The organism is Exiguobacterium sp. SH3S3, assembly GCF_004337115.1.
In the GTDB taxonomy this organism is placed as follows: Bacteria; Bacillota; Bacilli; order Exiguobacteriales; family Exiguobacteriaceae; genus Exiguobacterium; species Exiguobacterium aurantiacum_A.
On sequence record NZ_SJUU01000011.1, the window covers coordinates 1 to 26,922 of the forward strand.

At 53.3% G+C, this 26,922-nt stretch carries 26 protein-coding genes and 1 pseudogene; 9 read left to right on the top strand and 18 right to left on the bottom strand.

Annotated features, from left to right (window positions below; all coding sequences use genetic code 11):
- Nucleotides 1-144 precede the first annotated feature (144 nt).
- From EVJ28_RS10700 to EVJ28_RS10725, 6 genes are all read right to left on the bottom strand, one after another.
- Complete coding sequence (locus EVJ28_RS10700) at nucleotides 145-777, bottom strand: HAD family hydrolase (RefSeq protein WP_131488903.1); 633 nt, start codon at nucleotides 775-777, stop codon at nucleotides 145-147.
- 119 nt (nucleotides 778-896) lie between these two features.
- Nucleotides 897-1,262, bottom strand: a complete 366-nt coding sequence (locus tag EVJ28_RS10705) for a rhodanese-like domain-containing protein (RefSeq protein WP_070329175.1) — start codon at nucleotides 1,260-1,262, stop codon at nucleotides 897-899.
- A gap of 107 nt (nucleotides 1,263-1,369) precedes the next feature.
- On the bottom strand, nucleotides 1,370-1,642 hold the full coding sequence (locus EVJ28_RS10710; protein ID WP_131439374.1) for a DUF5327 family protein: 273 nt from the start codon (nucleotides 1,640-1,642) through the stop codon (nucleotides 1,370-1,372).
- 70 nt (nucleotides 1,643-1,712) lie between these two features.
- Complete coding sequence (locus tag EVJ28_RS10715; protein ID WP_131458987.1) at nucleotides 1,713-3,005, bottom strand: DUF2252 domain-containing protein; 1,293 nt, start codon at nucleotides 3,003-3,005, stop codon at nucleotides 1,713-1,715.
- A 13-nt stretch (nucleotides 3,006-3,018) separates the two neighbouring features.
- Entirely contained in the window at nucleotides 3,019-3,969 is a 951-nt protein-coding gene (gene msrA / locus EVJ28_RS10720; protein WP_131458988.1) for a peptide-methionine (S)-S-oxide reductase MsrA, read from the bottom strand.
- An 82-nt stretch (nucleotides 3,970-4,051) separates the two neighbouring features.
- Nucleotides 4,052-4,231 carry a hypothetical protein gene (locus tag EVJ28_RS10725; protein WP_016510109.1) on the bottom strand — a complete coding sequence of 60 codons (180 nt, stop codon included), beginning with the start codon at nucleotides 4,229-4,231 and terminating at the stop codon, nucleotides 4,052-4,054.
- Between the two features lie 88 nt (nucleotides 4,232-4,319).
- Here EVJ28_RS10725 and EVJ28_RS10730 point away from each other — a divergent pair, with 88 nt between their 5' ends.
- From EVJ28_RS10730 to EVJ28_RS10740, 3 genes are all read left to right on the top strand, one after another.
- On the top strand, nucleotides 4,320-4,655 hold the full coding sequence (locus EVJ28_RS10730) for a hypothetical protein (RefSeq protein WP_131458989.1): 336 nt from the start codon (nucleotides 4,320-4,322) through the stop codon (nucleotides 4,653-4,655).
- Nucleotides 4,656-4,732: 77 nt separating this feature from the next.
- Nucleotides 4,733-5,803 carry a diguanylate cyclase gene (locus EVJ28_RS10735; protein ID WP_131488905.1) on the top strand — a complete coding sequence of 357 codons (1,071 nt, stop codon included), beginning with the start codon at nucleotides 4,733-4,735 and terminating at the stop codon, nucleotides 5,801-5,803.
- Nucleotides 5,804-5,948: 145 nt separating this feature from the next.
- Nucleotides 5,949-6,473: a hypothetical protein gene (locus EVJ28_RS10740; RefSeq protein ID WP_131488907.1), complete on the top strand. Its 525-nt coding sequence runs from the start codon at nucleotides 5,949-5,951 to the stop codon at nucleotides 6,471-6,473.
- A 262-nt stretch (nucleotides 6,474-6,735) separates the two neighbouring features.
- Here EVJ28_RS10740 and cydC read toward each other — a convergent pair whose 3' ends face one another.
- From cydC to arcA, 8 genes are all read right to left on the bottom strand, one after another.
- Nucleotides 6,736-8,451: a thiol reductant ABC exporter subunit CydC gene (gene cydC, locus EVJ28_RS10745; RefSeq protein ID WP_131469174.1), complete on the bottom strand. Its 1,716-nt coding sequence runs from the start codon at nucleotides 8,449-8,451 to the stop codon at nucleotides 6,736-6,738.
- Nucleotides 8,448-10,172 carry a thiol reductant ABC exporter subunit CydD gene (gene cydD / locus EVJ28_RS10750; RefSeq protein WP_131488909.1) on the bottom strand — a complete coding sequence of 575 codons (1,725 nt, stop codon included), beginning with the start codon at nucleotides 10,170-10,172 and terminating at the stop codon, nucleotides 8,448-8,450. The genes cydC and cydD overlap by 4 nt, the downstream gene beginning before the upstream one ends.
- Before the next feature lie 127 nt (nucleotides 10,173-10,299).
- Nucleotides 10,300-10,989, bottom strand: a complete 690-nt coding sequence (locus EVJ28_RS10755) for a Crp/Fnr family transcriptional regulator (RefSeq protein ID WP_070329176.1) — start codon at nucleotides 10,987-10,989, stop codon at nucleotides 10,300-10,302.
- 121 nt (nucleotides 10,990-11,110) lie between these two features.
- The gene (locus EVJ28_RS10760) at nucleotides 11,111-13,453 is read right to left on the bottom strand and encodes a glycoside hydrolase family 31 protein (protein ID WP_131488911.1); all 2,343 of its coding nucleotides are present in this window, start codon (nucleotides 13,451-13,453) and stop codon (nucleotides 11,111-11,113) included.
- Between the two features lie 178 nt (nucleotides 13,454-13,631).
- Nucleotides 13,632-14,594 carry a carbamate kinase gene (gene arcC, locus EVJ28_RS10765; protein ID WP_131488913.1) on the bottom strand — a complete coding sequence of 321 codons (963 nt, stop codon included), beginning with the start codon at nucleotides 14,592-14,594 and terminating at the stop codon, nucleotides 13,632-13,634.
- 15 nt (nucleotides 14,595-14,609) lie between these two features.
- Entirely contained in the window at nucleotides 14,610-16,085 is a 1,476-nt protein-coding gene (gene arcD / locus EVJ28_RS10770) for an arginine-ornithine antiporter (protein ID WP_131458994.1), read from the bottom strand.
- Between the two features lie 53 nt (nucleotides 16,086-16,138).
- Nucleotides 16,139-17,167 carry an ornithine carbamoyltransferase gene (argF, locus tag EVJ28_RS10775; RefSeq protein ID WP_131469172.1) on the bottom strand — a complete coding sequence of 343 codons (1,029 nt, stop codon included), beginning with the start codon at nucleotides 17,165-17,167 and terminating at the stop codon, nucleotides 16,139-16,141.
- A 16-nt stretch (nucleotides 17,168-17,183) separates the two neighbouring features.
- Nucleotides 17,184-18,413 (bottom strand): arginine deiminase, encoded by a 1,230-nt coding sequence (arcA, locus tag EVJ28_RS10780; RefSeq protein ID WP_070329178.1) that lies wholly within the window; start codon nucleotides 18,411-18,413, stop codon nucleotides 17,184-17,186.
- Nucleotides 18,414-18,748: 335 nt separating this feature from the next.
- On the opposite strand from arcA, the gene mgtE reads away from it, so the two are divergent.
- Complete coding sequence (gene mgtE, locus EVJ28_RS10785; RefSeq protein WP_131488915.1) at nucleotides 18,749-20,107, top strand: magnesium transporter; 1,359 nt, start codon at nucleotides 18,749-18,751, stop codon at nucleotides 20,105-20,107.
- Between the two features lie 184 nt (nucleotides 20,108-20,291).
- Here the strand turns inward: mgtE and EVJ28_RS10790 are convergent.
- Nucleotides 20,292-20,603 (bottom strand): annotated as a pseudogene (locus EVJ28_RS10790) (zinc ribbon domain-containing protein); the annotation flags it as partial.
- A gap of 34 nt (nucleotides 20,604-20,637) precedes the next feature.
- Between EVJ28_RS10790 and EVJ28_RS10795 the strand changes: the two are divergent.
- From EVJ28_RS10795 to EVJ28_RS10810, 4 genes are all read left to right on the top strand, one after another.
- Nucleotides 20,638-21,426: a sodium:solute symporter family transporter gene (locus EVJ28_RS10795; RefSeq protein WP_236634143.1), complete on the top strand. Its 789-nt coding sequence runs from the start codon at nucleotides 20,638-20,640 to the stop codon at nucleotides 21,424-21,426.
- Between the two features lie 281 nt (nucleotides 21,427-21,707).
- Nucleotides 21,708-22,118 (top strand): GNAT family N-acetyltransferase, encoded by a 411-nt coding sequence (locus EVJ28_RS10800; protein WP_236634138.1) that lies wholly within the window; start codon nucleotides 21,708-21,710, stop codon nucleotides 22,116-22,118.
- Nucleotides 22,119-22,130: 12 nt separating this feature from the next.
- Nucleotides 22,131-22,835: an SDR family NAD(P)-dependent oxidoreductase gene (locus EVJ28_RS10805; RefSeq protein WP_131488917.1), complete on the top strand. Its 705-nt coding sequence runs from the start codon at nucleotides 22,131-22,133 to the stop codon at nucleotides 22,833-22,835.
- Nucleotides 22,836-22,924: 89 nt separating this feature from the next.
- The gene (locus EVJ28_RS10810) at nucleotides 22,925-23,134 is read left to right on the top strand and encodes a hypothetical protein (RefSeq protein ID WP_070329159.1); all 210 of its coding nucleotides are present in this window, start codon (nucleotides 22,925-22,927) and stop codon (nucleotides 23,132-23,134) included.
- A gap of 18 nt (nucleotides 23,135-23,152) precedes the next feature.
- Here EVJ28_RS10810 and EVJ28_RS10815 read toward each other — a convergent pair whose 3' ends face one another.
- A complete protein-coding gene (locus tag EVJ28_RS10815; protein WP_070329160.1) occupies nucleotides 23,153-23,596 on the bottom strand; it encodes a hypothetical protein in 444 nt (147 codons plus the stop codon).
- 145 nt (nucleotides 23,597-23,741) lie between these two features.
- On the opposite strand from EVJ28_RS10815, the gene EVJ28_RS10820 reads away from it, so the two are divergent.
- A complete protein-coding gene (locus EVJ28_RS10820; protein WP_131488919.1) occupies nucleotides 23,742-24,737 on the top strand; it encodes an MDR family oxidoreductase in 996 nt (331 codons plus the stop codon).
- Nucleotides 24,738-24,798: 61 nt separating this feature from the next.
- Here EVJ28_RS10820 and EVJ28_RS10825 read toward each other — a convergent pair whose 3' ends face one another.
- Together EVJ28_RS10825 and EVJ28_RS10830 are read right to left on the bottom strand one after the other, a co-directional pair.
- Complete coding sequence (locus EVJ28_RS10825; protein WP_131464763.1) at nucleotides 24,799-26,259, bottom strand: UDP-N-acetylmuramoyl-L-alanyl-D-glutamate--2,6-diaminopimelate ligase; 1,461 nt, start codon at nucleotides 26,257-26,259, stop codon at nucleotides 24,799-24,801.
- A 348-nt stretch (nucleotides 26,260-26,607) separates the two neighbouring features.
- Nucleotides 26,608-26,841 (bottom strand): hypothetical protein, encoded by a 234-nt coding sequence (locus EVJ28_RS10830; protein ID WP_131488921.1) that lies wholly within the window; start codon nucleotides 26,839-26,841, stop codon nucleotides 26,608-26,610.
- Nucleotides 26,842-26,922 lie beyond the last annotated feature (81 nt).

A 26,922-nucleotide genomic window follows, 5' to 3' on the forward strand; every position in this document is an offset into this window, starting at 1 on the left:
TACAATAGTGAACGCAAGCAATGGAACCTAAAAAAAATGACTCCGGAGCAATACCGGAGCCATCTGATCGCCGCATAAAAGACGACGCACTTTTTATTAAACTGTCCGAAAAACAGGGCTCAGTTCATTTCAACAGGCGTTTTTTCAGTTGTCGAGCCACGTCACCAAATCGTTTGGCGTCGCGATCACATAATCGGCGAGCGCCCACTCGTCCTCGTTCCCGAAGCCGAATCCGGTCAAGACGACCGGGAAATCATGGGCCCGGCCCGCTTCGACGTCCGACTCGCGGTCACCGACCATGACATAATGTGCATCCCCGTGGCGCAGGCGGTGCGCCGTCAAAATATCGGCCTTCTTCTCGCCACCAACCGATTCGAGACATTCAGGTGCCGTCATGAACTGACGGATGCCTTGCGTATCGAGGATCAAGTTCATATAGTGAACGCCACAGTTGCTTGCCGTCGTCAACGTATGCCCGTTCGCGCGAAGCGTCTCGAGCATGTCGTAGATGCCGTCAAACAAGACGTTTTGCCCCGCCATCGCTTGCTCGAGCGTCTCGTGACGAAGTTTACGGATTTGACGGATCTCTTCGCGCGTCGCCTCCGGGATGACGTGCTCCCAAAAGGCGTCCCCAGCCAAACCGTAGCCAGACCGGACCGCGTCCTCGCTTGGTTTTTCAAGATGCGGAAGCTGTTCGAGTGCCTCGTGAATCGCTTTCGTCATCGGAACGGTCGTGTCGACGAGCGTCCCATCGATATCAAATAAAATGACTGCCATGTCGGTATCCCCTCTCTCTTTCCTATTCTCCTACCGTAGCAGACTCGCTTCCAAATCAAAAGTAGAAACATCAGCCCACAAAAAAACCGGCTGAACGAAATCGTTCAACCGGTTGTTGCTCAGCCGCGCCAGAAGCTCATGCCGCCTTTGACCGAGTAGACGTCTGTATAGCCCGCACTCTTCAGCATCGCCGCTGCCCGCTGGCTCCGCATCCCGCTTTGACAGATGACGTAAACGGGACGTTCTTTATCTTTTGGGTATTGTGCTGCCGCGTTACCGAACCCTGAGAGCGGTACGTTTTTCGCTTGTTTAATGTGTCCACCTTTATATTCGTGCGGCTCCCGCACATCGAGCAGTTGAATGTTGCGCTCTTCCGCAATCTTTCGCTTCAACTCGTCCGTCGATACTGTTTTCGTGCTGTTTCGCTTCGTCCACCAAAAATAAATCAATCCGATCACCACTGCGACAAACAAAAAATCAAGCATGGGCACGCCTCCGTTGTTTAAAAGTTTTAGTATCTTCATTATACCCCCTATGGTATATAAGTCAATGTGGACGCCTCATAAAAAAAGCCATGCCACGAGGGCACAGCTTAGAAATCGAGCAGCGAATCGGTTTTAGGTTCGTCTTCATCCTCTAGAGGGATGCCGAGGAATGCGGCCATTTGCCGGTCTAACGGTTGCTTCGGCTCCGCCGAGACGACAGGTGCCTGCGCGACCGGTGCGGCGGGTGTCGTCTCCGCCAACATGAGCTCACAGTAACCCATCAACTTGGCCAGATGGCGCTTTTGCGTCTCTCCGCTCGACTGTTCGATTTGACTCATCACGTGTTTCATTTGCGCGATGACTTGTTGCTCAGTGATCATAGGTCGAACACATCCTTTTCCCTCTCATTTTGAAACAAACCCGTCCCTCACCGCAAGTGTCTTGCTCGGTTCAGTCGGATTCAGACCGTATTTCGACCCATGATGTGAACGCCTCGAAATCGAAACGAACTTGATTGGCGTAAAAATGGGCCCAGCGTGAGATTTGACGAACGAACAACGGCAGCGCCTCTCCGATGGCTTCCGCAATCCGCTCGCTCGCCTCATACTCGAGAACGTTCGCGTCCGCATCGGCCCGGGCATGGATTTTCGCCGTGATCTCGGCTTGGACTTTTAACGTTTCGATCAGCGACGATTCGTTCTTGATGTGCTTCGCTTTCACTTTCCGTTTGTAGGGCGAACGTTGCCGCACGTAATACTCGTTGCCGTCGATCGTGAAGTAACCGAGATACGGGTCTTGGCTATGCACCATGGCACGCTGGGCAGCGATGACCCGCGCACCTTCATGGGACAGACCGTCCTCGAACAACGGATGGGTCGGCAAAAACAAGGACGGGACGGCCGATTGCGCTTGCTTCATCTCTAAGATGACATCCTCGTCATGTTCCTCGTCGGCCCCTTCGATCAAGATATAGTACCGTTCGAGCCCGATCGAGGCCGTCCCGCTCTCGCGTTTAATGGCGATGTCTTTGATGTCGTAATGATCGGCGTGATGGCGATGCTCTCCCGACAACGAGTTCAAATACTCAGGCCACGCCTGTTTGATTTTCGTCGCCGTCTTCTCGCTGACCGGGATTAAGTCATCGCTCGTCGCGAAGTAACGTTCTTCGTCCCGGACTTCGGTCCGTTCCGACATGAACGCGTCTTGCTTCTTCTCTGCCTTCTTGATCACTTTTTTGATGGCTTTAGACGTATTCGCTTTCGTAAACTGCACGTCTCCGTCTTTCCCTTTCGCGTACCGTCTGATGGCGAGCGCATACGTCTCGGCGTACACTTCAATCGCTTCGTTGGAATCGAAGCCCGATTCGGCGGCGAACAAGTCGACAGAAATGGCCATTCTGAGCACATCGAACAAATACGAACCGAGGTATGCCTCATCAAAGTCGTTCACATCATAAATGATCGTCCCGGCCCCGTCCCCGAACACCCCAAAGTTTTCAAAGTGAAGATCTCCTTGGATGAACGTCGGATAGGCCTCGCTCGTATCGAAAGCGAGCGGTACTTTCGCAAAATCGTAATAGAACAAATGCGAGCTTCCACGAAAGAACGAGAACGGACTCGTACTCATCTTGTCGTACTTTTCCCGCCGTGCCGCTTCGGTCAGGTTCCGGATCGAATGATCGTAATAATCTAGAACCGTCGCGATCGTATCACGGCGAATTTGTTGTTTGACGGATGTGAACATGGCTGTCTCCCCTTCATGCGTCGAATAGATGTTTGTATTCCCCGTATCCCGCAGACTCGAGCTCTTCTTTCGGGATGAATCGGAGCGAAGCCGAATTGATACAGTAGCGTAAGCCGCCGAGTTCTTTCGGACCATCGTCAAATAGATGACCGAGGTGACTGTCGGCATGCTTCGAACGCACTTCCGTCCGGACCATGTGGTGCGTCGTGTCCATGTTCACATCGAGCCGCTTCTCTTCGATCGGTCGCGCGAAGCTTGGCCAGCCACAGTTCGACTGGAACTTGTCGCGAGAAGTGAACAGCGGCGTGCCATCGATCACATCGACGTACAACCCTTCCCGTTCCTCATCCCAATACTCGTTTTGGAACGGCGGTTCAGTCCCGTTCTCTTGCGTGACTTTGAACTGCATCGGCGTCAAACGGTCTTTCAGTTCTTGTTTTTGTTTCTTATCGCTCCACGCTTCTTTCACGAACTTGGCGCGACCCGAGCCGACCCGGTACATCTCGTAGCGGAACGGATTTTTCTTATAGTAGTCTTGATGATAGTCCTCGGCTTCCCAAAACGTCTTGGCCGGACGGATCTCGACTTCGATCGGACGTTCGAACCGTCCCGAATTCTCGACTTCTTGCTTCGAGCGTTCGGCCGCGTCCCGTTGTTCTTCCGAATGATAGAAGATGGCCGGTCGATACGATTCGCCGCGGTCGTTGAACTGTCCGCCCCCGTCTGTCGGATCGATTTGTCGCCAGTAAATCCGAAGCAGCTCCTCGTATGAGATGACCTCCGGGTCGAACGTCACTTCGATCGCCTCTAGATGACCCGTCGTCTCCGAACAGACTTGTTGGTATGTCGGATTGTCGACGTGTCCGCCTGTGTAACCGGACACGACTCGTTCGACACCTTCGTATTTATGAAACGGTTTGACCATGCACCAAAAACAGCCTCCCGCAAATGTAGCTTTTGCCATAATGAATCCCTCCTTACTATGTAGTGTACCCAAAAAAGCACGCTGACAACAAAAAACGAGAACCCCAAACGTGTTCTCGTCTTCAGTCTTCGACCCGGTTCATATGGCGCATCACTAAAAATAAAATCACACCGACGATCGCTGCCCCAAGTATGGTCAACACCAGGTTGTTTCGTGCCGATAATGTGTAAAAGATGGCTAAACCGATTAAGATGAGCGCGATCGGAATGAACGCTCGTTTAAAATGATCCCAATAACGCACGGACAGTCCCCCTTTTCATCTATCATACCAAACTTTTTTGCTATTATAGAGAGGAAGATACAATCACGGCCAGAAGGAGGATCCATCCATGGATTTTGACCAGTTGTGGGCGAACCGCCCAACCTTGTTGTGGGAAGACCGGCTGAACGAAGGCGACGACGTCTATACGCTGTCGGCGATCCTCGCTGTCGACGCCGCGCTCCGGCGTTATACGAGCGCTTTGACCCATTCCGACGGCTCTGAAGCAGCGATCCTCTGGGCAGTCCGCGATGTCGTCCTGCGTTTGAACGGCCTCGACGAAGAGCACGACCATTTTATCGAGACGCTCGAACGTGAGGAGCTGTACGACTTCATCCGAGCCGGTGCAGCCATCGCCGGGTATGAAACCGATGAAGACATCACGGAGGAATGGCGTGAGTGGTAACAGCTTGACGATTCATCGCGATCCAGAGTTGTCATACTTGAATTAATGATTTCTATCTCGCACAAGGGGACACGTGTATGCTCACCATCATCAACTCTTTTTTCATCAACCTTTGTATTCTGTTCACCCTGTTCACCATCTCGTTCTTGCCGTTTCGTAACCGGCCTCGAATTACGCCCCAGTCACCTTTTAAGTTGCGTATCCTGCTCGGTATCCAGAGCGGTCTCATCGCCTTGATTTTGCTCGCGAACGCGCTTCATCTCGAAAAAATATTGATCGACCTTCGTTCCATCCCGATTATGCTCGCCGTTTTGTTCGGCGGTTGGGTGAGCGGTGTCGTCGCCGGTATGTTGTTTCTCATCGGTCGTTTTTTCATGATAACGGATGGCGAATACGTCGGATTTTACTTAGCTATCGCGACGATGGTCGCACTCGTCCTGCCGACAAGTCTGTTGCGGCTCAAGCTCGACAACACCCGTAACACGCTCCTTGTCTTCACGACGATCAGCGTCGCCGCGTTCGGGTCGGCGCTCTACTATGCCCTCCCGCTCGAACTGTTCTATCCCATTTTATTCGTCTATATCGTTGTGATCTACGCCGGGGCATGTGCCGCTTATCGCTTGCTCCAAGAGCTGAGACGCCACTTTGAGAACGTTCAACATCAGCAGCAACTGGCCCGTACCGACGCTTTGACCGGCATCGCCAACCGCCGTCTGTTGAATGAGGCGATGGCCAACTTGACCGTCGAGGCGGAAGCGTACGCCCTCATCCTCGTCGATATCGATCACTTCAAACGCGTCAACGACACGTACGGTCATGATGTCGGGGATGACGTACTACGCGAGCTCGGCATGTTGCTCGTCACCGAAAGTGACGACAGCCATCTCGTCGGTCGCTTCGGTGGTGAAGAATTTCTGATCATCATGCCGAACGCCAAAAAGGACGAAGTGACCCGTCTCGCCGAATCTATACGAGAAAAAGTCTCGACGTTCCCATTCGAGACGAGTGCAGGCACGCTTCACATCACCGTCTCGCTCGGGGCCTGCCATTCGAACGATATCGAAGTCGATAGCGTCTTGAAGCATGCCGACGAAGCGTTATACCACGCAAAAGAATCTGGACGAAACCGTTTCATTTTGGCTTCATAAAGCCGATAACGTTCTCAAAACTTTACTAACTTTGACAGTTTTCCCGCTTTACTTTCAACTAGCGAATCGGTACACTAGGCTAGACTTTGGTTAGAATAAACATAATTAATCATAGATTTGACTAGAAAAAGGGGAAACACATTTCATGACAATATTGTTATCGCTATTCGGATTGATGTTCGTGGGATCGTTCGTCCTTGACTATCAACGTGGCAAGACGTTCCGACAGTCGCTCTTTGGGGGAGTCGACACAATCAAACAGAACTTACTCATCTTTTTACGCACGTCCCTTTCGATGATGATTTTCATCGGGCCGCTCTTGCTTATGTCCATGTTTGCCTTCTCAAAACTTGTGACGTTCGAGACGGTAGCCGCCTTTATGATCGCCGTGCTTAGCATCGGCTTCGCCGAGCGCATCATCGGAATGATCGTCGCCCCGCTCGTCCGGACGTTTTGGCATCAACGCGGTAAGCTGATGCCACTCTTTCTCGATGCTGGACTCTACGTCTTCTTGCTATCGATTCTCATCTTGGAGTTTCTCATGAACATTCCGGGTGTCGAATTGAACGCACCGGCAGTCGCTGTATTTTACGCGTTCGCCTTGTTCTACATCCGTTATTTGTTCAGCTTGATCCGCTTTACACTCAGTAAAGGCGTTCCGTCAAACTGACTCGACTCGTATGACCTCGACCGCAGACATCCCGTCTGCGGTTTATTTTTATTTTTCTAATTGACAATGAGAATCGTTATCACTTATACTCGAGTTGTAGCTGCCACAGCTGGACGTAACCGTTCCCCAAAACTTGTTACGGCCCGTGGATTCCCCTCCACGACACTCTTTTTGAAAGCATTGCGACAACCCCCATTTGTTGCACCCAGATTTGCCATATAAAAACGAGCGGCTCTCCGACGGAGCCGCTCGTTTTTTTCGTTCAGGCGAACACATCTTGTTCGATTTGTTTCAACTCATAAAACATGCCGCGGGCGCGCATCAAATCGTCGTATGACCCTGACTCGATGATGCGACCTGCTTCCATGACGATGATTTGGTCGAACCGTTCGAGCCCGGTCAGACGATGGCTGACCATGACGAGTGTCGCCTCGTCCGCCTTCCGGAAGATTTCAGTGAACACATCGGATTCGGTGCGCGCGTCTAACGCCGACGTCGCTTCATCTAAAATCCAGAGCAACCCGTTCTTCAACAACGCCCGGGCGATGGCGAGCCGTTGCCGTTCCCCTCCGGACAAGTTCGCCCCTTTCTCGAGCATTGGCTCATCGAGCGCGAAACCGAGGCGGACGCTTCGCAGCGCCAGCTCCATCTCGTCATCGGAGAAGTCTCCGGCAAGGGCCAAGTTGTCTCGGACGGTACCGAAAAAGAAGTGGTTCTCTTGCATGACGACACTCGCTTGAGACCAGACCGATGTTTGTGTGACCTCATTCAAGCGCTGACCGTCGATTCGTACTTCGCCTGTCTCTGGCCTTACAAACGCGAGCAACAGTTGCAGGAGCGTCGACTTGCCAGACCCGCTCGGGCCGACGATCACGGTCTTCGATCCGCGCGGTAACGTCACATCAACTGTGTCTAGGACGGCACGGAACGTATCCGGATAGCGGTAACTTACGCGTTCAAACGAAATGTCAGGCGCCGTCTGAAGCGCTATGTCGTCACGGGCCGCTTCTGCCGCCACGAGGTGCTCACTCGGTTCGACGACCTCAAGTAAGCGGTTTGCCGCTTGTTTACTATCGGCGTAGTGACCCGGGAAGACCGCCATCGGTGTCACGTTCTCAAACGCGGTCAATGACATCATGACGAGCATGGCCAAGAACAGGCCGTCCAGTTCGCCATCGACGACGAGGTAGGCACCGATCGCGAGCACGCCCCACGACACGAGCAGTGACGCAGCGACGACGAGCGACGAGTTGAAGAACTGGTTCGTCACGTCTTGGCGCTGTGCGGCGGCGTAACGATCGCTTCGAGCGAGCAAGTCGTCACGGGTCTGGCCGAGCTGGTCGTGCAACAATAGATCGCGGTACCCATACATCATCTCGGTCACCCCGCTCGACAAGTCGCCGCGCAAGGCCCGAATTTCCTGGTCATGCTTCGCTCGGATGCCGGCAAACAAGATCGGAATCAAAAAGCCGGTCACGAACACCCCGAACACGAGCCAAAGGCTGACCGTCATCGAGAAGAACGTGACGAAGAAGATCGTGCTCAAGAAGACGAGCACTAAGATGATTGGCGGATAAAACACCCGCAAAAAGTAGTTTTGAAGGCTTTCGACGTCTCCGACGACACGGGCGAGCAAGTCCCCGCTCCGGTATTTGGCGAAGATGTTCGGTACGAGCGGTTCGAGCTGGCGATAAAACCGGACGCGTAGTTCGCTTAAAATCGTGAACGTCGCCCGGTGTGACGCCAAGCGTTCGCGGTAGCGGCTCCCCGCCCGAATGACGCCGAACAGCTTGATCAGGACGACCGGTACCATGAGCGCATAGAGGGGCGGCACAAGGCCGGCCCGCGACACGAGATATCCACTCGCCGCGAACAAGGCGACAGCCGCGAGTCCTGCCGTATAGCCGAAGAAGATCGAGAGGATGATATCCTTTTTCTCTTTCATCATCCATTTTGTGATCGTCCAAAGTGAGTTCATCCTCTCACCCCTTTCTGTAACGTGAACAAGTCGGCGTAGGCCGGGACAGCGAGCAACTGTTCATGTGTGCCGTTCGCGACGAGGTTCCCCTCGTCCATGAACCAAATCGCGTCCGCTTGCTTGATCGTATGGAGACGGTGCGCGACCGTGACAAGCGTCGCGTCACGCGACAACTCCTCGATCGAGCGCCGAACGATTCTCTCGGTCACCAAATCGAGACCGGTCGTCGGTTCATCGAACAAGATGATACCTGGACGCTTCAAGAAGGCACGGGCCAGGGCGAGGCGTTGCCGCTCACCACCGGACAATCCGTAACCGCCTTCTCCGAGCTCGGTATTCAATCCGTCCGGCAAATTGGCGATGACATCGACGAGGCCGGCGGCTTCAGCCGCCCGCATGATGTCAGTCTCGTCCGCCGTCTCACCGAGGGCGATATTAGCGGCGAGACTGCCGGCGAACAAATACGGGTTTTGCGAAATATACCCGATTGTCCCGTACCAAGACGTATCGGTGAACGATTCGAGCGGCTCCCCGTCGACGAGGACGCGGCCGCTGTCCGGTTTCACAAGACCGGACAGCACGTTCAACACGGTCGTCTTGCCTGATCCGCTCGCGCCGACCAGGGCGACGTGTGACCGTGCCGGGATTACCCCGCTCAGCGGGTGGAGCGTGAAGCGACCCCCTTCATATTGGAACGAGACCGCATCGAGAACAAGTTCGGGCGTCCGGTTTGTTAGCGGTCTGTCTCCCCACTCGATGCGGTCGTCCGGGGCGTCGAGCGCCTCGAAGATACGATCGGCCGCACCCATGCTACCACGCCCGGTATGGAAGGCGCTGCCGAGGTCTTTGATCGCTAAATAGTATTCCGGGGCCAAGACGAGAATCAAGAAGCCGGCGAAAAACGTCAAGTTTTGCCAAACGACCATCTGGAGCGCCACTTCTAAGGCGACGACGCCGGTGCTGAGCATCGAGATGAACTCGAGCATGAGCCCTGACAAGAAAGCGGTCTTTAAGACGACCATCGTCGCGTCCCGGAAGTCGAGACTGCTCTTCTCGATCGCTTGCGCTTCTTGCTCGGCACGTCCGTATAGCTTGAGTGTCGTCAATCCTTGAAGGACGTCTAAAAATTTCCCTGAGAACTGGTTCATTTTCTCCATCTGCTCTTCAGACTTCTTCTGGGTCGCGATACCGATGATGATGAAAAAAATTGGAATGAACGGCGCGGTCACCATCATGATGACACCCGAGATCCAGTGCTGACTGAAGACGACGACGAGAATGAGCAGCGGGATGATCGACGTCTGGATGACTTGGGGCCAGTACTGGCTAAAGTAAGCATCGACCTCATCGACCGCATCCATATAGACACTGACTTTCTTCCCGGACTGTCCGGATAGAGACGTCTCGATCGGATTCGATGTGTAGCGGTCGAGCAGTTGACGTCGAAGCGTCCGCTTCGCCCGCTCCGACAAGTTGGCACCGATGCGTCCCGAGACATACCCGAACAAGGCACGTGCGAGCAGCGCGAGCACGAGCCAACCTAGAGACGGGATGACACTTTGGAACGATTCGTTTTTTAAAAATACTCGGTCGACGACGTCGACGATCAAATAAGCCTGAGCCAAGATGGACAACCCGATCATCACCGCGGCGATGACGAGCCCGACGATATGTCCTTTCTCGGCCAAAGCGAGAGCTTGCAGTCGTTTCACTGCGTTCATCCTTTCTAAACGTGCATGACAATTTTTCTTTGTGATGATTCTCACTAATTATAACTGATGTAAGGGTCCATAGCGAACGCTTCGCTTGTCGAGACGTGCAAAAAAACGCCACGAATGGAGCGTGGCGTCAGTGTGTCGCTTGTTCAAAATACTCAGGATGCAACGTCACGAGTTGACGGGCGTCGAACTGGAGAATGTCTTCTTTGCGCAGTCGCGATAAGATGTGGGACACGGTCTCGCGCGATGTCCCCGACAGTCTCGAGATTTCAACTGTCGTGAACGGACAACGTACGCGCACACCGTCGGCTTCTTTTTCTCCGAGGTCTTCAATCAAGTAATGGATCGTATTGATCACCCGGTCGCTCGCACTCGGCGTGATGATTTCCTGAACACGGCGTTCATGAAGGTCAAGGATTCGATTCATCTGACCGACGATGTGCAAGAGCATCGTCGCATTTCTTGAGACGAGCGCTTCAAAGCGATCCGTCGGCATATAAATGACTTCAATATCGGTCAGCGCTTCCGCCGAATGTTGGTAATACGTTTCCGTCAACAGTCCCCGGTACGGAAACAGCTGCTTCGGCTTCAAGTAGTCGGTGTATTGATGGGTCGCCGTTTCATTGCACCGCTCGAGCCTCACATACCCACTGATTAAAAAGTAGACGCGCTCACGTGGGTCGCCTTCCATGAATAAAAGCTGCCCTTTGCGGTACGTTCGACAGTATACGTGCGGTAGCAAGCTCTCTAGCTCGCGGCTCGTGCATTTATTGAAGATATCGAGTTGTCTTAAATCGTCGACTGTCCATTGCTGTCTCATGTTCAATCCCTCGCTTCCCGAACTGGTGATCTTTCTTTTAGTATACGAGACCCAACTTGTGAAAACGCTTTCAAATTCCGACAGTTTTCTGACAAGACAAAAGAGGGGTTGCCCCCTCTCCTCAGTCGAGCATCAATTCCATGATCGCATCTTGCAAATCGCGTTCGAGTTCAAGCGCATGCAGATCGAACAGCCATGCTTCGAGTCTCGTCTTCGACGCCGCCATCCGGTAGAGGCGGTCTTTCAAATCGTAAGATATCTCGGCGCGGTCAATGAAGCGATACAAGCGCTCCAGTCGATGACCGTTGTTCGTCACCTCGACAGGGAGCGACACCGTCACTTCCTCATCAATTTTACCGAGTTCGTGTCGTAACGTCTGCGTCTCCGGTTTATACTCGCCCGAACCGGTCACCCCGCGTACGAGTAATGTGACGGTCCGGTCTGACGGTAAGACGGACGTGTCGCCCGTGATATGAACGTGCAGGCTGCGCTCGTCCCAGTCGAGGGTGAACGTCGTCTCGGCGTAAGCCCCGGTCTCATAAGCCCGGTCGGTCCCGTTATCCTCATACAGCGTGAACGTGTTCGATGCCCCTGGGAAGACGACGACCTCGAGATCGGTCGGGTTGTCGGTGTCGTTGCGTCCAGAGCGATGAGCGGCCAGCGGGACGATCGCTCCAGCTTTCGCGAACACGGCCTGCTCGTCAAGCCCACGGAACACTCGGATCGACTTATCACCTTCGTAGCGATGACCCGTAAAGAAGTCGAACCAATCGCCTGTCGGCAACCAGACGTTCGTCGCCGCGACGTGAAGCCGCTTGTTCATCGGCTCGACGATCGGTGATACGACGAGTTCACTGCCGAAGTAGTATTCATTCGGCACGCCATACGCCGCTTCTTCGTCGGGATGATCGTAATACATCGGGAGGATGAGCGGGAGCGCATCCTGATGATTACGCCGGTTCATCGTGTACAAATACGGGATGAGTTGGTGGCGGAGTCGTAAAAACGACTTCATCGACCGTTCGGACTCGAGACCGAAGCGCCACGGCTCTTTGCCGTTAAAGATACTGAACGTCGAATGCAAGCGCATGATCGGGCTGAACACCCCGAACGCGACCCAGCGTGCGGCGAGCTCATCGTCTTTCGACCCTCGGTAATGCCCGCCGATGTCGTGGCTCCACCAGCCGTAACCGATATTCGATGCCGTCGCCGTGAAGTAAGGCTGAAACGCAAGCGACGCCCAAGAGATGAGCGTATCTCCCGAGAAACCGACGGGGTAACGATGGCTGCCCGGTCCGGCATAACGCGAGAAGATCAGCGGACGATTTCCGTCTCGGGAAATATCGGCCGCATGATAATGGTTTAACATCCACATCGGGTCGAGCCCTTCCATTTTCGAGGTCGACCCTTGCTGCCAGTCGATCCACCAAAAATCGACGCCGTCTACCTCGTGCGGATGATGCATCTGTTCAAAATACGCTTGAATGAAGCGTTTATCAGAGAAATCGAACGGGATGCGATCCCCGTTCGATGAGTCGAGCCCCATCGCTTCGGCCATCGCCACGTATTGGTCTTCGAACGCCCGGACCCCGTCGGCTGGGTGCAAGTTCAGCGTGGCGAGCAGGTTCTCTTCTTTCAACCACGTCAAGAAGCCTTTTGGGTCCGGGAACAGATTCTTATTCCATGAGTAGCCGGTCCAACCGCTCCCGTACTCTTCAGGGACGTCGGTGACGTGCCAGTCCATATCGATGACGCTGACCGAGAACGGGATATCTTCTTCTTTGAAGCGGCGCATGAGCCCTTTGTACTCGGTCTCGTCATAGCGCCAGTAGCGGCTCCACCAGTTACCGAGTGCTTTTCGTGGCAACAACGGCGTCGGACCTGTCAGCTTATAAAAATCGTGAAGCGCTTGCTTGTATTCGTGTCCGTAGCCGAAGTAGTACAAATCATGGATACCTGTTCGTCTCGGCTCAACGAAGCGGTCGTCTGTCATGAGAAATGAGTCCGAGTCGTCGATGACGGCATAGCCTTGCTTGGAGACGATCCCCTCCCCGAGCTCGGTCGCTCCATCGACATGGTCGAGCGTTCGGGCCGTCCCTTTCAGCGTCCGTTCCGGGCCGTTGAACGTGTAGCGGCTATAGTACGTACTAAAGTTCCCTTTCACGTCGACGTAGAGCGTGTTCGGCGCGAACGGTCCTTTCGTATAATACAGATGAACGTGATCGGTGATGATTTGCAGTTCACTCTCGTCCTCGATGATCCGGAAGTCAGGGACGTCAAAGTCCCGGTTCCACACGACTTGGGTCGGTCGGTCTTCGAACACACCGTCCTCGGCGTACTCCATCCGGATCAACTGGCTCGTCAATACCGTGAAGCGATAGCAGCTCCCTTGGACGACGGCACGTTCATCTGCAAGTGGCTTCATTTGCTGTGTGTATACGTTCTCCTGTTCAAATAGACGCATAAGTTCGAGCGTTGCCGCTCTTCGTCACATCCTTCCCCCATATTAGTGCAATCGTTTACAGGTGATGATAGCAATGTCGGGTTTGACATACAACAACCCTTCCCCTTGTTCGCGGTTCAAAAACGGCCGGTCCGCGTTATGCACAAAAAAACCGTAGACGAGATGTCTACGGCGTTGATCATTGTTGGAGCGTCGCGGCGAGCCGGACTCTCGTCCCGACGTCTCCTCGGACAGCAGCGTGCGCCTGCTCGAGCGACGTGATGACGGATACGCGTCCCATTCCCGACTCGGCAAACTGCAAGGCGGCCCGAACTTTCGGTAACATGCTGCCCGGTGCGAACTGACCTTCGGCGATATACGTCTCGAGTTGCTCGTTCGTCGTTTCGGTTAGCGCGGCTTCCTCAGTCGTCCCGAAATTGACGTAGACGTACTCGACGGCCGTCAAGATGAGTAACATGTCCGCTTCGACGAGTTCCGCGAGCTTCGCGGCGGCAAAGTCTTTATCGATGACCGCCTCGACCCCGACGTATCCGTCTGGCGTGTCGATGACGGGAATCCCGCCGCCGCCGGACGCGACGACGATGTGGCCGTTGTCGACGAGGTCACGGATGACCGTATGCTCACAAATCGCTGTCGGGTACGGACTTGGTACGACGCGGCGATAACCGCGGCCCGCATCTTCTTTGAATACGTGACCTGTCGACCGTTCGAGCGCCGACGCTTCCGCTTCTGAATAGAAGGGACCGATCGGCTTCGTCGGGTGACTGAAGGCACTGTCGTTCGGATCGACGACACACCGCGTCACGATTGGGGCGACGGAACGTTCGAGGCCGCGCGACCGAAGCGCCTTCGTGAGGGCGTTCTCGAACCAATACCCGATCATCCCTTGCGTCATCGCTCCACAGACGTCGAGCGGCATCGCCGGCGTCGCCGCACTGTCCGCGGCCGCCTGTTGCAAAATCAAGTTTCCGACTTGCGGACCGTTCCCGTGCGTGATGATGACGTCGACGCCTTCTTCGATGAGGGCGACCAACGACTGGGCCGTCGCCTCGACGGCCCGAATTTGAGCGCCCGCCGTCGCATCTTTTCCTTGTTGAATCGCATTCCCGCCTAAGGCGATGACTACTCGTTTGTTACGCATGCTCGATTCCCCCGATCATATGACTGAGATGTTGCCTGATACAATCCGTACGACTGCCAAGATCGCGAGTCCGGTCAAGATGCTGGCCACGATCCATTCGGTTTTCGTCAACGTCTTAATTCCGTTCTCACGCTGCGCTTTAATATAGAGCAACGTCCCTGGTGCATACAGAAGTGTCGTGAGCAGTAAATAGTCGATACCGGCCGCATAGATCAGCCAAATCCCGTAAATCGAGGCGACCGCACCGATAATAAGGTCACGCGTCCGACGTTCGCCAACATTATAACCGAGCCCGTTTTTGGCGACTTTGACTTGGTAGAACGCCGAGAACGCATACGGGATCAAGATGGCGCTCGAAGCGAGTGAGAACGCAAAGTTATAAGCAGCGTCTGAGAACAGGAAGGTGAAGAGGAACAACTGAATCAACCCGTTCGTGAGCCAGAGTGCATTGGCCGGTGCGTTATTTTTATTCTCTTTCGTGAACCATTTCGGGAAGACACCGTCTTTACCGGCGACAAATGGGATTTCCGCCGCAAGCAACGTCCATCCTAGCCAAGCACCGAGTACCGAGATGACGAGGCCCCCGTTGATCAGCATCGCGCCCCACGGCCCGACAGCCGATTCGAGTAAATACGCCATCGCCGGTTGCGAAGCGTTCGCCACGCTCTCAGGGTTCAGCAATCCGAGTGACATGATCGAGATGAGCAAGTAAATGACGAGCGTACCGAGTAAGCCGATGACGGTCGCTTTCCCGACGTCCGAGCGCTTACGGGCCCGGCCCGACAAGACGACCGCCCCTTCGACACCGATGAATACCCAAAGTGTGACGAGCATCGTCGACACGACTTGGTCTCTCACACTGCCCCACGAGAAGCCGCCTTGGCCCCAAAAGTCGAACGTGAAGTTATCGATATTGAAGAAGAACAAGGTGATGGTGATAAAGGCAAAAATCGGAACGAGTTTCGCGATCGTCGTGATGATGTTGATCATCGAGGCTTCGTGGATGCCTCGTAAAATCAACGAGTGCACGAGCCACAACATGATGGAGGCGCCGATAATCGAGGCGATGTTTTGACCACCTTCAAAGATCGGGAAGAAGTAACCGACCGAGCTGAACAATAGTGTGGCGTAGGCAACGTTACCGAGCCAAGCAGATAACCAATAGCCCCACGCCGAGTTGAAGCCAACGAACTGGCCAAAGCCGGCCCGGGCGTAACTGTATACACCGCCGTCTAGGTCAGGACGACGCATCGTCAAGTTCTGAAAACTGAGACCGAGTGTGATAATCCCGATACCGGTGATGACCCACCCGATCAAAATAGCTCCGGCGTTCGCGCCTTGGGCCAAATCGGCCGCCAAGTTGAAGGCGCCCCCTCCAATCATCGAACCGACGACGAGGGCTGTCAGTGCACCAAGACCTAACCGTTGATCTTTTTTGCTAGGACTCGCACCAGCCGAACCACTTGAGTCATGATCTAATTTAGTAGACATATAACTCATCCCTTTCGTTTAGTACGAATGAGGAGGACATGCCTCCTCGTTCGTTAGCGTTCGAGCCATTCAAACGTATCGGTGAGTGTCGCCGCCATGACGGCTTTGATCGTGTGCATCCGATTTTCCGCCTGATCGAACACGTATGAATGGCGGCTGCGGAACACCTCGTCGGTCACTTCCATCTCTTTCAGTCCATATTGTTCATGAATCGCTCGCCCAACCTCGGTCTCTAAATCGTGGAACGCCGGCAGGCAATGCAGAAACATGACGTCTCTATTTCCGGTCTTCTCGACCATGTCCATATTCACTTGGTACGGATGAAGGAGCTTGATCCGCTCTTCATATTCGGCTTCTTCGCCCATCGATACCCACACATCGGTATAGATGACGTCCGCATCAGCGACAGCTTCGTCGATGCTCTCCGTCAAGGTGATGCGTGCTCCTGTTTCAGCCGCGACCGAACGCGCGTAATCGACGACCTCGTCAGACGGCCAGAGCGATTTCGGCGCACAGATTCGCATGTCCATGCCGACTTTGGCACCACCGATCAACAGCGTGTTGCCCATATTGTTGCGTCCATCTCCAACGTAGACGAAACGAATGCCAGCCAAATCACCTTTTTGTTCTTTGACGGTCAAGAAGTCGGCCAAAATTTGCGTCGGATGATACAAGTCCGTCAAACCGTTCCAAACCGGGACCCCGCCATCCCGTGCAAGACCTTCCACCGTTTCGTGAGCGAAGCCACGGAATTGGATGCCGTCGAACATGCGTCCAAGCACGATCGCCGTATCACGGACCGATTCTTTTTTCCCGAACTGGATATCCGATTTCCCGAGGTATTCAGGATGCATGCCGAGGTCGATTGCCGCAACTGTGAACGCACAGCGCGTCCGTGTCGACGGTTTTTCAAACAAGAGCGCCACGTTCTTGCCTTCACAAATCCGGTGGGGAATCCCTTGTTTCTTTTGACGTTTGAACGCTGCCGATAAGTCGATCAAGTAGTTCAGTTCGTCCCGCGAAAACTCGTTAAGCGATAAAAAATGACGACCTTTCAAATCAAAGTTGAACGTTGTGGACATGTGTTTCTCCTCCTCGTTAAATATCTTCACGGATAATTGGACAACTCATACAACGTGGGCCTCCACGGCCTCGTGATAACTCACTCGACATGATTTCGATGACTTCGACCCCTTCTGAACGGAGCAGCTCGTTCGAAACGTAGTTCCGGTCATACGTAACGACGACACCTGGGGCGATTGCGAGCGTGTTCGACCCATCGTTCCATTGCTCGCGCGCCGCAGCGATCGGGTCGCCACCACCACATGGGATCAACACGATTTCCTCTAGGCCGAGAGCCGATTTTAACACTTTCAACAAATCAGTGTGTTGCGTGATGTGCAGCTCACCTTCCGCGTTCAACGTCAGTTCGAAGATGTTCATCTTGCCGCCCGGTCCTTGGATGAACGGATGGATCGTGAACTTATCGTGGTCGACCATCGTGAAGACGGTATCAAGGTGCATGAACGCACGCGACTTCGGAATCTCGATGGCGATGACTTTCTTGAACGTGCCTCCGTTCGCGAGCAAGTTGAGGGCGACGCGCTCGATTCCTTGGGCGGTCGTCCGTTCCGATATCCCGATGGCGACGACTTCTTTTGATAGGACGAGTTCGTCTCCGCCTTCCATCGCGAACCGATAGTCACGATCCGACCAGATCGGGATATCATGCTTCGCAAAGCGTGGATGGTATCTCATAATATATTGCGTGAACAGTGATTCGCGGCGACGCGCCGGTTCTTTCATGCGATTGATCGACAAGCCGTTCCCAATCGCCGCGGCCGGGTCGCGCGTGAAGTACAGGTTCGGCATCGGGTCGAGAAAGAACGGATACGTGTCCTCGATCATCTCGTGCAGATGACGGCGCTTTTCGCGCTTGATCTCGGTTTTACGGATACCGGCCATGACCGTCTCGATCAACTGTTCGTTATCATAAGCGAGTAAATACTCTTTGAGCGTCTCGTATGAACCGTTAATATTTGATTTTGATTCCGAAAGAATGTCGGCGACGAATCGTTCACGTACGCCAGGCAGCGATAACGTCTCTGCCATCAAGTTTTCTAAATAGAGCACCTCGACGCCCCGGTTTTGTAGCACGCTCGCAAAGTAGTCGTGCTCTTTTTGAATGACCGGCAAATGTGGAATGTCGTCGAACAAGAGTCGTTCCAAATACTCCGGCGTCAAATTTTCAAGTTCGCGTCCTGGACGCTTCAATAGTACAGTCTTTAATTCACCAATTTCTGAATACACGTGAATCGGATGTTTCAGCGTCGTATCCCGTGCGGTCAATTGATCCGTCATCGATATCATCTCGCTTCCTCCTAGTGATTCGGGTGTGTTTCTACCCTTACCTTATCAACTTACCCAATTCCGAGGCGGGTAATTCCAGCGTTCTGATTGTGGTCGATTCCACAAAAGAATGGATACAATATGAGTCAAACTGAATGAACAAACGGTTGTGAATCAATGAACAAGGAGAGAGCGACGGTTAGGATGGATACACGATGTATGAACTGTGAATAAAATCCATTATTTTTTCTTTTCAAATTAAGGTACGATAACGACAGGATATGAAAAATGACTTTAGAAAAGGAAGTGAGTCGATGGCCATCGAACGTACAGAACGCGCGCGTCATGAAGCCCAAGTGACAGCGCTCATCCAAAAAGAGGATCCGGTCGATTTCCGCGACGTGTTTTTAACACTTCACCCGGGTGAACAGGCCGACATCTTCATCGAACTCAACCAACCCGATCGGGCGTTTATATACAGCGCTTTATCACCGGAAGAGTACACCGATTTATTTGAAAAATTAGAGCTCGATGAACAACAACAGTTCATCCAAGAAATGCCGCGCCCGTATGCGGTCAGCGTCTTAAACGATATGTTCTCGGATAATGCCGCCGATCTCATGAACGAACTTCCGGACGATTTCATGAACGAACTGTTCGAACAGATGGACGAGACCGAGGCGACCGAGGTCAAAGACTTGATGCGCTATCCGGACGATACGGCCGGTGCCATTATGACGACCGAGTTCATCGTGCTACAGGCCGACAAAACGATCGGGGCGACACTTGAAGAGTTGCGTGACCTCGGTCCTGAAGCTGAGACGATTTACTATTTATATGTAATCGATGTAGACCGACGTCTCGTCGGCGTCGTGTCGCTCCGTGATTTGATCGTCTCCCCGCTCGACCATCTCATCGCTGACATCATGGGGCGGCGGGTCGTTTCGGCCCACGTCATGGCCGATCAAGAAGACTTGGCCCGAACCGTCCAAAAGTATGACTTGCTCGCGCTCCCGGTCATCGATAGCGATGATCACTTGCTCGGCATCATCACCGTCGACGACGTCATGGACGTCATCGAACGCGAGACGACCGAAGACTTTGAAGAACTGTCCGCGACGAAAGGCTCGTCTGACATCAACATGGGCCCGGTCGAGGCAGCGAAAAAACGTGCCCCTTGGATCATCAGCCTCATGTTCCTCGGGATGATCACCGCATCGACGATCGGTGGATTTGAAGATACGCTCGAGACGATTGTTTTGCTCGCCGTCTTCATGCCACTCGTCATGGGATCGGCCGGAAACGCCGCCACCCAGTCGCTCGTCGTCGCCGTACGTTCAATCGCACTCGGCACGATCAACCGAAAAAATGTCGCCAAGATGATTCGCCGGGAGTTCGGAACCGGTGTCCTGCTTGGACTCGCCTGTATGGTCGTTATTTTCGGGGTCATCACGGTCCTGTACGATAGCGCCTTGATCGGCATGATCGTCGGCTTGTCGATTTTCGCCTCACTGAGCGTTGCCACGATTGTCGGTACACTCGTCCCGCTCTTGATCAACCGCCTGAAACTCGATCCGGCCGTGGCCTCGGGTCCATTCATCACGACGGTCGTGGACAATCTCGGATTGATCATCTACTTCACTGTCGCCACTTCATTGCTTCGCTTTTTCTGACACCTGACGTTTCAGGTGTCTTTTTTCGTGTGAGCTTTGTTACGGTTTGTTTACAAAAGCGATGACGGGAAATAATTATCGTGCAAGGCGGGTAATTACGAAAAGTACTTATAGATAAGAAGTAATACAAGGAGGGTTGAACTACCCCCACCTACGCTACGCTTGGAGGTGAGAGATTCCTGGGTCATCCGGTCGAACGACCGGAACCTGACCAGGCTAGCCCCGTCGTCCCGACGGTTGAAGAGGCCAGGATGCGTTCGGCCTCTCGTTTGAGGTTCAGTCCTGCGTTGACATCCCGGTCGTGGCGGGCGCCGCAGCCTGGGCATACCCACTCACGCAAGGCGAGATGTTTCACGTCTTTGTGCCGATGGCCGCAACCCGAGCAGAGCTGGCTCGAGGCGAACGTCTTCCCGACCCTGACCACCTGTTTCCCGTACCAGTCGGCCTTGTATGCGAGCATGCGGAAAAATTCCGACCAACCGACGTCGGCGATGGCATGGGAAGTGACGGCCGGGATTGCCGCCATCATCATGGCACTATTCCTACTGCCTCGCTTTCTCGGCATCGGTATCACGACGATCCCTGAGTTTTTAAGTCAACGCTATGACGAGGACGTCCGGCGCTTGACCGTCCTCTTGTTCTTGTTCGGTTACATGTGCGTCACGATTCCGTCGATGCTCTATTCCGGCGGCCTCGCGGTCCTTCAGCTCTTCGATGTGCCTGAACTGCTCGGGATCAGCTTTGAACAGTCACTTTGGCTCGTCATTTGGTTCATCGGCATCATTCGCGCTATCTACGCCATTTTCGGCGGCCTCCGCGCCGTTTCGGTGTCGGATACACTCAACGGCATCGGGCTCATCATCATCGGCTTCCACGTCATCACGTACTACTTCTTAGTCTGGGGTATGAAACAATGGTTCGGATTTGACCTTGGCATCAACTTCATCCACATCTACGGCATCTTGTTCGTCATCGAGACGAGTATCATGTTGTTGTTCGCCAAACTGCGTCCGATGCAACAAATCAAGCCGATCCGGATCGACCTCGGTCGGGTGAAGCCTTGGCGTCATGCGATCTCGACGTCAATCATCCTCGTCGCCTCGATGGTGTTCGTCTACTTCGTCTTCTCTCCGATCGGTCTTGCCTATGCGGACGGAATCGTCTCGGGCTGGTTCTGGCCGGCGACGCTGACATTGTTCGCCGCGACGAGCGGTCTCGTCTGGGTATCGTACCGGTACTGGCTCCCGAGATACGAGGTGTACTTGAACAACCTTGGAACGACCGAAACCGAGCTCGAAGAAAAAGCGAGCAGCGGATAAACTCTCGACATTTAAATCACCCTTACAGCTGAGTTGTTTCAACTGTAAGGGTGATTTTTCGTCTGGATATTTTTTCTGCTCGATTCGCCTGTTCGTTCAGTAGCGATAAATCTGCCGACCAATCCTGCTTCCCACCTTTAAAATACTTGTATATCATATTATTACAGGAAAATAACACCTATCATTTTACCATTATTTAGGTTAATGTTTATGTGGGTGATGTCCCTTGATTAAGCTGATTGAAAAATGATGATGTGCAACTACATATCGGAGGGTGACGGTTGGACAAGAGATTGATTGATTTGCAAATCCGAACGTATCAAGATACTGATTTTGACCACATTCAACGATTGAACGAAGCCGAGGGTTGGCACCAACTTGTCAGTCAAACCGAACAAACAAAAGAAGCATGGAAAAACTCGAACGTCGCTTTCGTCATCGAGTCTGAAACGGGACACGTGATCGCCTATCTTCGCGGTTTGACCGACACAAAAGTCAGCCTTTACGTGTGCGAGTTGCTCATCGCTGCTTCGCACCGCCGGCTTGGCCTCGGGGAACGGTTATTGACACACGTCCATGCACTCTATCCTGAGACACGACTCGAGATGCTCGCGAGCGCTTCCTCGCATACGTATTATGAACGCTTGAACTTCCGCCCCTTCTACGGTTTTCGAAAAACGATTCACGAATAGGAGAGAATTTATTTGAAACTTGCCCTTGTCACCGGTGCGTCGCGCGGTCTCGGCCGCGCTGTCGCTGAAGAACTGTCGAGACGAAACTACGACGTCATCAACCTATCACGCTCGCAATCACGCGATTTAACGTTCGAACATATCGAAGTCGATTTATCCGACGTATCGAGTACACTTCGAGCCCTTGACCAAATCAAGCCGCACATCGCTGACGCCACGTCGCTACTCATCATCCAAAATGCGGCGTTGATCGAACCGATTCATCGGGCCGGCCACCTCGACACGGAGCAGCTCACCGCTCACGTTCAGGCGAATCTGCTCGCCCCGATGCTGATCACGAACGCCGTCCTCGCTTACGAGGTGCCCGTCTCGCTCATCCACGTGACGTCAGGTGCCGCCAAACGTCCAATCTCGGGGTGGAGCGCCTACTGCGGCACGAAAGCTGGACTCGACCACTTTAGTGAGACCGTCGCGCTCGAACTAGAAGGAACGAGACATCGCCTCGCCTTGTTCAACCCGGGCGTGATGGACACATCTATGCAACAGACGATCCGCGCGTCTTCACGAGAAGCGTTTCAAGATGTCGAACAGTTTCAAGCTTACGAGACGGAAGGAAAACTGCGTTCGCCTGAGACGGTCGGCCGCGTCCTCGTCGAGCAGTTGATCGACAAGCCGTTTGTCAATGGAAAAACGTACGCCATCCACGACCTCATCTAATTTTCAACCAGGTATAAAAATAGATCAACCCTGTTTCGTTTGACCGGCTACACTAGAGTCAAATCAAATGAGAAAGGGTGGCGTGATGTATGAAGACTATAGCGGGAGGATTGCTGTTTTTCGGGATATTCAGCCTTGTGCTATCGTTCACGATGATTGGAGATATCGCGATCGTCGGAGCGTTGGTGAGCGGTGTGTCCCTGCTGTGTAGCGTCGGGCTCTGGTTCGGTGCCACGGAAGTGATGCGTATGCGTATGGACATGAGCGAAGTCAAAAAAACGTCTTTCCCTTCTGAATAAGGGAAAGACGTTTTGGATTCAGTTTTGGTTATCGGTCTCATCTTCAAAGTCATCATCGGCAAACTCTTCAAAATCGTACTCTTCGAAGTCTGCCTCATCGATAAAGATGTCACGATCATTGACGACGTGAATCGGGCCATTGGCCACATCGATTCGAATCGTCCATGCCCATGGAATGCGCAGTCGGCTATATACGCCCGTCCAGAATTCCATCGATTCTTGCTCGTATCGTTCGAACTCTGTCAGTAACTCTTTAAACGTTACTCCTGACAACTGGAAGTTTGATTCTTGGATTCGCTCGAGCGCGTTATGTGTCGCTTCAAGCTCCGCCGCGCGGACCATCTCTTCGGCAGTCGCCATTTCGAGAATAGTTCCATCTGGTGGCAGAATGTCGTATACGTTGAACAATTCGCCTTCTTCTACTTCTACTTCTTCATCAAACTCATAGTCGTCGTGCCGCATGCTTCATTCCTCCTCACTCTAATTGAATCTACTACATTGTACCATTCCACACCTCGTTATAACGAAACATTCGCGTATATATTTTCCAGAGTGGGTAATGATACAAAGGGAACAGATTTGCCATACAGAAAGGGGCCAATTTACAATGAACGACTCATTTCAAGCACTCGTGCTCGACAAGCGTGACGACCGACTCCATTCCGAGGTGACTGAGGTCGAGCTCGACTCACTACCTAAAGAAGAGGACGGCAACGTCCTCGTCGAGGTCCATTATTCGGCACTCAACTACAAAGACGCCCTCGGATTGACCGGATCGGGCAAAATCGTCAGCCATTATCCGTTCATCCCAGGCTGCGAATTTGTCGGGAAAGTCACCGAATCTGATCATCTTGATTTCAAGCCTGGGGACGAAGTCATCGCGACCGGCTTTGGCATCGGTGAGCGTCATTTCGGTGGCTTCAGCCAGTTTGCACAAGTTCCAGGAAATTGGCTCGTGAAATTACCGAAAGGCATGAACATGCGAGATGCCATCACGATCGGGACACCCGGACTGACCGCCATGTTCGCGATTGAGGCACTCGAACATGAAGGCGTTCATCCCGGTCAAGAAGTGCTCGTCACGGGAGCATCCGGAGGAGTTGGAAGTTTCTCGATCGCCTTGCTCCATAAACTCGGCTATCACGCCATTGCCTCGACTGGAAAAACAGATTCATCTTATTTGACTGATCTCGGTGCTGAACAGACAATACCACGCAGTGAATTGGAAGGAACCCCCCGACCACTCGCTCGCCAACGGTTCGATGCTGCGATCGACTCGATCGGTGGTAACACACTCGCAAATATTTTAAGCCAAACCCGATACGAAGGAACCGTCGCCGCTTGTGGACTAGTTGGAGGGCACGAACTTCCTGCGACCGTCTACCCGTTCATCCTGCGAGGCGTCCGTCTCGTCGGCATCGATTCGGTCATGCAGCCGATCGCAAGACGAGTGACGGCGTGGGAGCGTCTACACGAGCTGATCGAACCGCACGTACTCAACCAGATGGTGCACGAGATCCCGCTCCATGACGTCCCGCGTCAAGCCGAGGCGATGATGCGCGGTGAGCTGAGTGGCCGGATCGTCGTCCGCATGAACGACTAAACGTCAAAGAAGGGCTGAATCCAACGATTCAGCCCTTCTTCTATATGCTTGGTAATGAAATTCAAACGGCCGGTTCTTGGCCTTTTAATTTTTTCAGTTCTTCTAACAAGATATCCGATTCATTGAACGGGATCGCTTCGCTGCCGACACGTTCGACATGGTCGTGCCCTTTTCCGACGACGACGATGCGCTTGCCGTCGAGCGCTTGCACGGCCGCATGGTGCAACGCGTCTCTTCGTGCTTCAAACGTCACATAATGCGTGTCCGCGTCGATCCCTTCTAGCAGCCCGTCAATGATTTGCTTCGGATTTTCGGTTCGGACATCATGTACCGTCACAATCAAATCGTCCGAATAGCGGCTCGCGATGCGTCCCATCTCGGCCCGCTTCGTCGGGTCACGGTCTCCGGCCGCGCTCAAGACGACGACGAGCTGCCGCTCCCCTTTTTGTAAAGTGGACAGACATTTTTCAAGCCCGTCCGGTGTATGGGCGTAGTCGATATAAATCTCCGCATCTTCCGTGTCAAGCCGCTCGAGACGACCTTTCGGAAGTGTGAGCCCTGGAACATTATCGATAATCGCGCGAAGCATGAGCTCCGACGTCGAGACGAGACCGATGGCCGCGGCCAAGTTGGCAGCGTTGAACGATCCCATAAAGTGAACAGGCGCTTCGATCGTCATCGCGTTCATTTTGATGCGGACGGTGTGACCTAGCCAGATGACTTGAATATCGGCCGGGACGTCTGCGTGCGTACTGTACATGACTTTCCGCCGTGTCGGTGCGAATGCGGCCATCGTCTCGCTCGCCGGGTCTTCCGCGTTCAAGATGATGGCGTCGCCGTCCGTCGTTTCGACTTGTTCGAATAGACGCGCTTTCGCCCGTGCGTATTCATCCATTGAACGGTGGTAGTCGAGGTGATCGTGCGTCAAGTTCGTGAACGCCGCCGCATGGAAGCGGACCCCTTCGACACGCCCTTCCATCATGGCGTGCGATGATACTTCGACGACACAGTCGGTCACCCCGGCATCTGCCATTTCGGCCAAGATGCGGTGCAAGACGACGGCTTCTGGCGTCGTGTTGGGCGTCTTTAACTTCTTATCTTTATAACGGGCTCCAATCGTACTGACAATCCCGACCGGACGTCCTGATAAACGAAATAAATCATATGTTAACGTAGCAGTCGTCGTCTTCCCGTTCGTACCGGTGACGCCGTAAATTCGCATCCGATGGGACGGGTGGTCGTAAAACGCGCTCGCCACCACTCCGGCCGTTCGTTTCGTATCGGCAACGACAATGTTCGGCACCTCGAGGTCAAGCGGAGATTCAGAAATCACCGCGCTCGCTCCTTTAGAGACAGCGTCTTCGGCGAATTCATGTCCGTCCACCGTATAACCACGGATGCATATAAACAAATTCCCTGGACTGACCTTTCTGGAATCTGTTTCAATTCCGGTCACCCATGGATCACATTCGATATCATCCATCTCATTTCCTAGAATGGCGGATAAATGTTTCGTCCTCATGCTGTGTACTTCCTTTCTCATGGGTGTCGCTAGGTTAACAAACCTTATCGTCATGGTACTAGATTTTAGGCTGAAATAGAGATGACAAATATATTACTTCCCTTTTTCATAGGAAAACATACGTCTAACCAGAAAATTCCTAGCCCATAACGGGACTAGGAATTCATTTCGCTATCCGTGAACCGAAGTCCTTGTTCAGCGAGAGCACTCTTTAACAATCGAAACACACTCGGTCCGACACCATGCATCACGGCGATCTTCATTCTCGGATAAGCCGTGAGTTGTTCGAGCGTATCAGTAGAGGCGGCAGTGCGCGTTCTGCCGGCGCCGAACATTTGGGGAGTGGCGTCATCCGACTCCCTCTTCTCCTCCAAATTTCCGGTCGACCATCGGGAGGCAGGCGAGGATGCGCTCGATGCAAAACGTCCGCCGGGCTTGCTTCATGATGTCCCATGCGATTACTTGTTCCCCTTGTAGCTTCATCAACTTGACCCGTCGCTTCGAGATGACCCCGTGACGATCCACATACATCAATTCGACGACCCGGCCCATCCGCATCCAACGCGTCACTTCATCCTTCATCCTGCCCCCTCCTTTGTTACATTCATTATACAGAACATTTGTTCTTATTTCTAATCTAAAGGTGTACGTTTGAGTAATTTC

Coding starts and splice junctions, on each gene's coding strand:
- EVJ28_RS10760 (WP_131488911.1), bottom strand. CDS start 13,453: ATGCGTCTATTTGAACAGGAGAACGTATACACACAGCAAATGAAGCCA.
- EVJ28_RS10810 (WP_070329159.1), top strand. CDS start 22,925: ATGAAGACTATAGCGGGAGGATTGCTGTTTTTCGGGATATTCAGCCTT.
- EVJ28_RS10700 (WP_131488903.1), bottom strand. CDS start 777: ATGGCAGTCATTTTATTTGATATCGATGGGACGCTCGTCGACACGACC.
- EVJ28_RS10830 (WP_131488921.1), bottom strand. CDS start 26,841: ATGAAGGATGAAGTGACGCGTTGGATGCGGATGGGCCGGGTCGTCGAA.
- arcD (WP_131458994.1), bottom strand. CDS start 16,085: ATGTCTACTAAATTAGATCATGACTCAAGTGGTTCGGCTGGTGCGAGT.
- argF (WP_131469172.1), bottom strand. CDS start 17,167: ATGTCCACAACGTTCAACTTTGATTTGAAAGGTCGTCATTTTTTATCG.
- EVJ28_RS10825 (WP_131464763.1), bottom strand. CDS start 26,259: ATGAGGACGAAACATTTATCCGCCATTCTAGGAAATGAGATGGATGAT.
- EVJ28_RS10815 (WP_070329160.1), bottom strand. CDS start 23,596: ATGCGGCACGACGACTATGAGTTTGATGAAGAAGTAGAAGTAGAAGAA.
- msrA (WP_131458988.1), bottom strand. CDS start 3,969: ATGGCAAAAGCTACATTTGCGGGAGGCTGTTTTTGGTGCATGGTCAAA.
- mgtE (WP_131488915.1), top strand. CDS start 18,749: ATGGCCATCGAACGTACAGAACGCGCGCGTCATGAAGCCCAAGTGACA.
- EVJ28_RS10820 (WP_131488919.1), top strand. CDS start 23,742: ATGAACGACTCATTTCAAGCACTCGTGCTCGACAAGCGTGACGACCGA.
- EVJ28_RS10735 (WP_131488905.1), top strand. CDS start 4,733: ATGCTCACCATCATCAACTCTTTTTTCATCAACCTTTGTATTCTGTTC.
- EVJ28_RS10705 (WP_070329175.1), bottom strand. CDS start 1,262: ATGCTTGATTTTTTGTTTGTCGCAGTGGTGATCGGATTGATTTATTTT.
- EVJ28_RS10715 (WP_131458987.1), bottom strand. CDS start 3,005: ATGTTCACATCCGTCAAACAACAAATTCGCCGTGATACGATCGCGACG.
- EVJ28_RS10755 (WP_070329176.1), bottom strand. CDS start 10,989: ATGAGACAGCAATGGACAGTCGACGATTTAAGACAACTCGATATCTTC.
- EVJ28_RS10740 (WP_131488907.1), top strand. CDS start 5,949: ATGACAATATTGTTATCGCTATTCGGATTGATGTTCGTGGGATCGTTC.
- EVJ28_RS10730 (WP_131458989.1), top strand. CDS start 4,320: ATGGATTTTGACCAGTTGTGGGCGAACCGCCCAACCTTGTTGTGGGAA.
- cydD (WP_131488909.1), bottom strand. CDS start 10,172: ATGAACGCAGTGAAACGACTGCAAGCTCTCGCTTTGGCCGAGAAAGGA.
- EVJ28_RS10710 (WP_131439374.1), bottom strand. CDS start 1,642: ATGATCACTGAGCAACAAGTCATCGCGCAAATGAAACACGTGATGAGT.
- cydC (WP_131469174.1), bottom strand. CDS start 8,451: ATGAACTCACTTTGGACGATCACAAAATGGATGATGAAAGAGAAAAAG.
- EVJ28_RS10795 (WP_236634143.1), top strand. CDS start 20,638: ATGGCACTATTCCTACTGCCTCGCTTTCTCGGCATCGGTATCACGACG.
- arcC (WP_131488913.1), bottom strand. CDS start 14,594: ATGCGTAACAAACGAGTAGTCATCGCCTTAGGCGGGAATGCGATTCAA.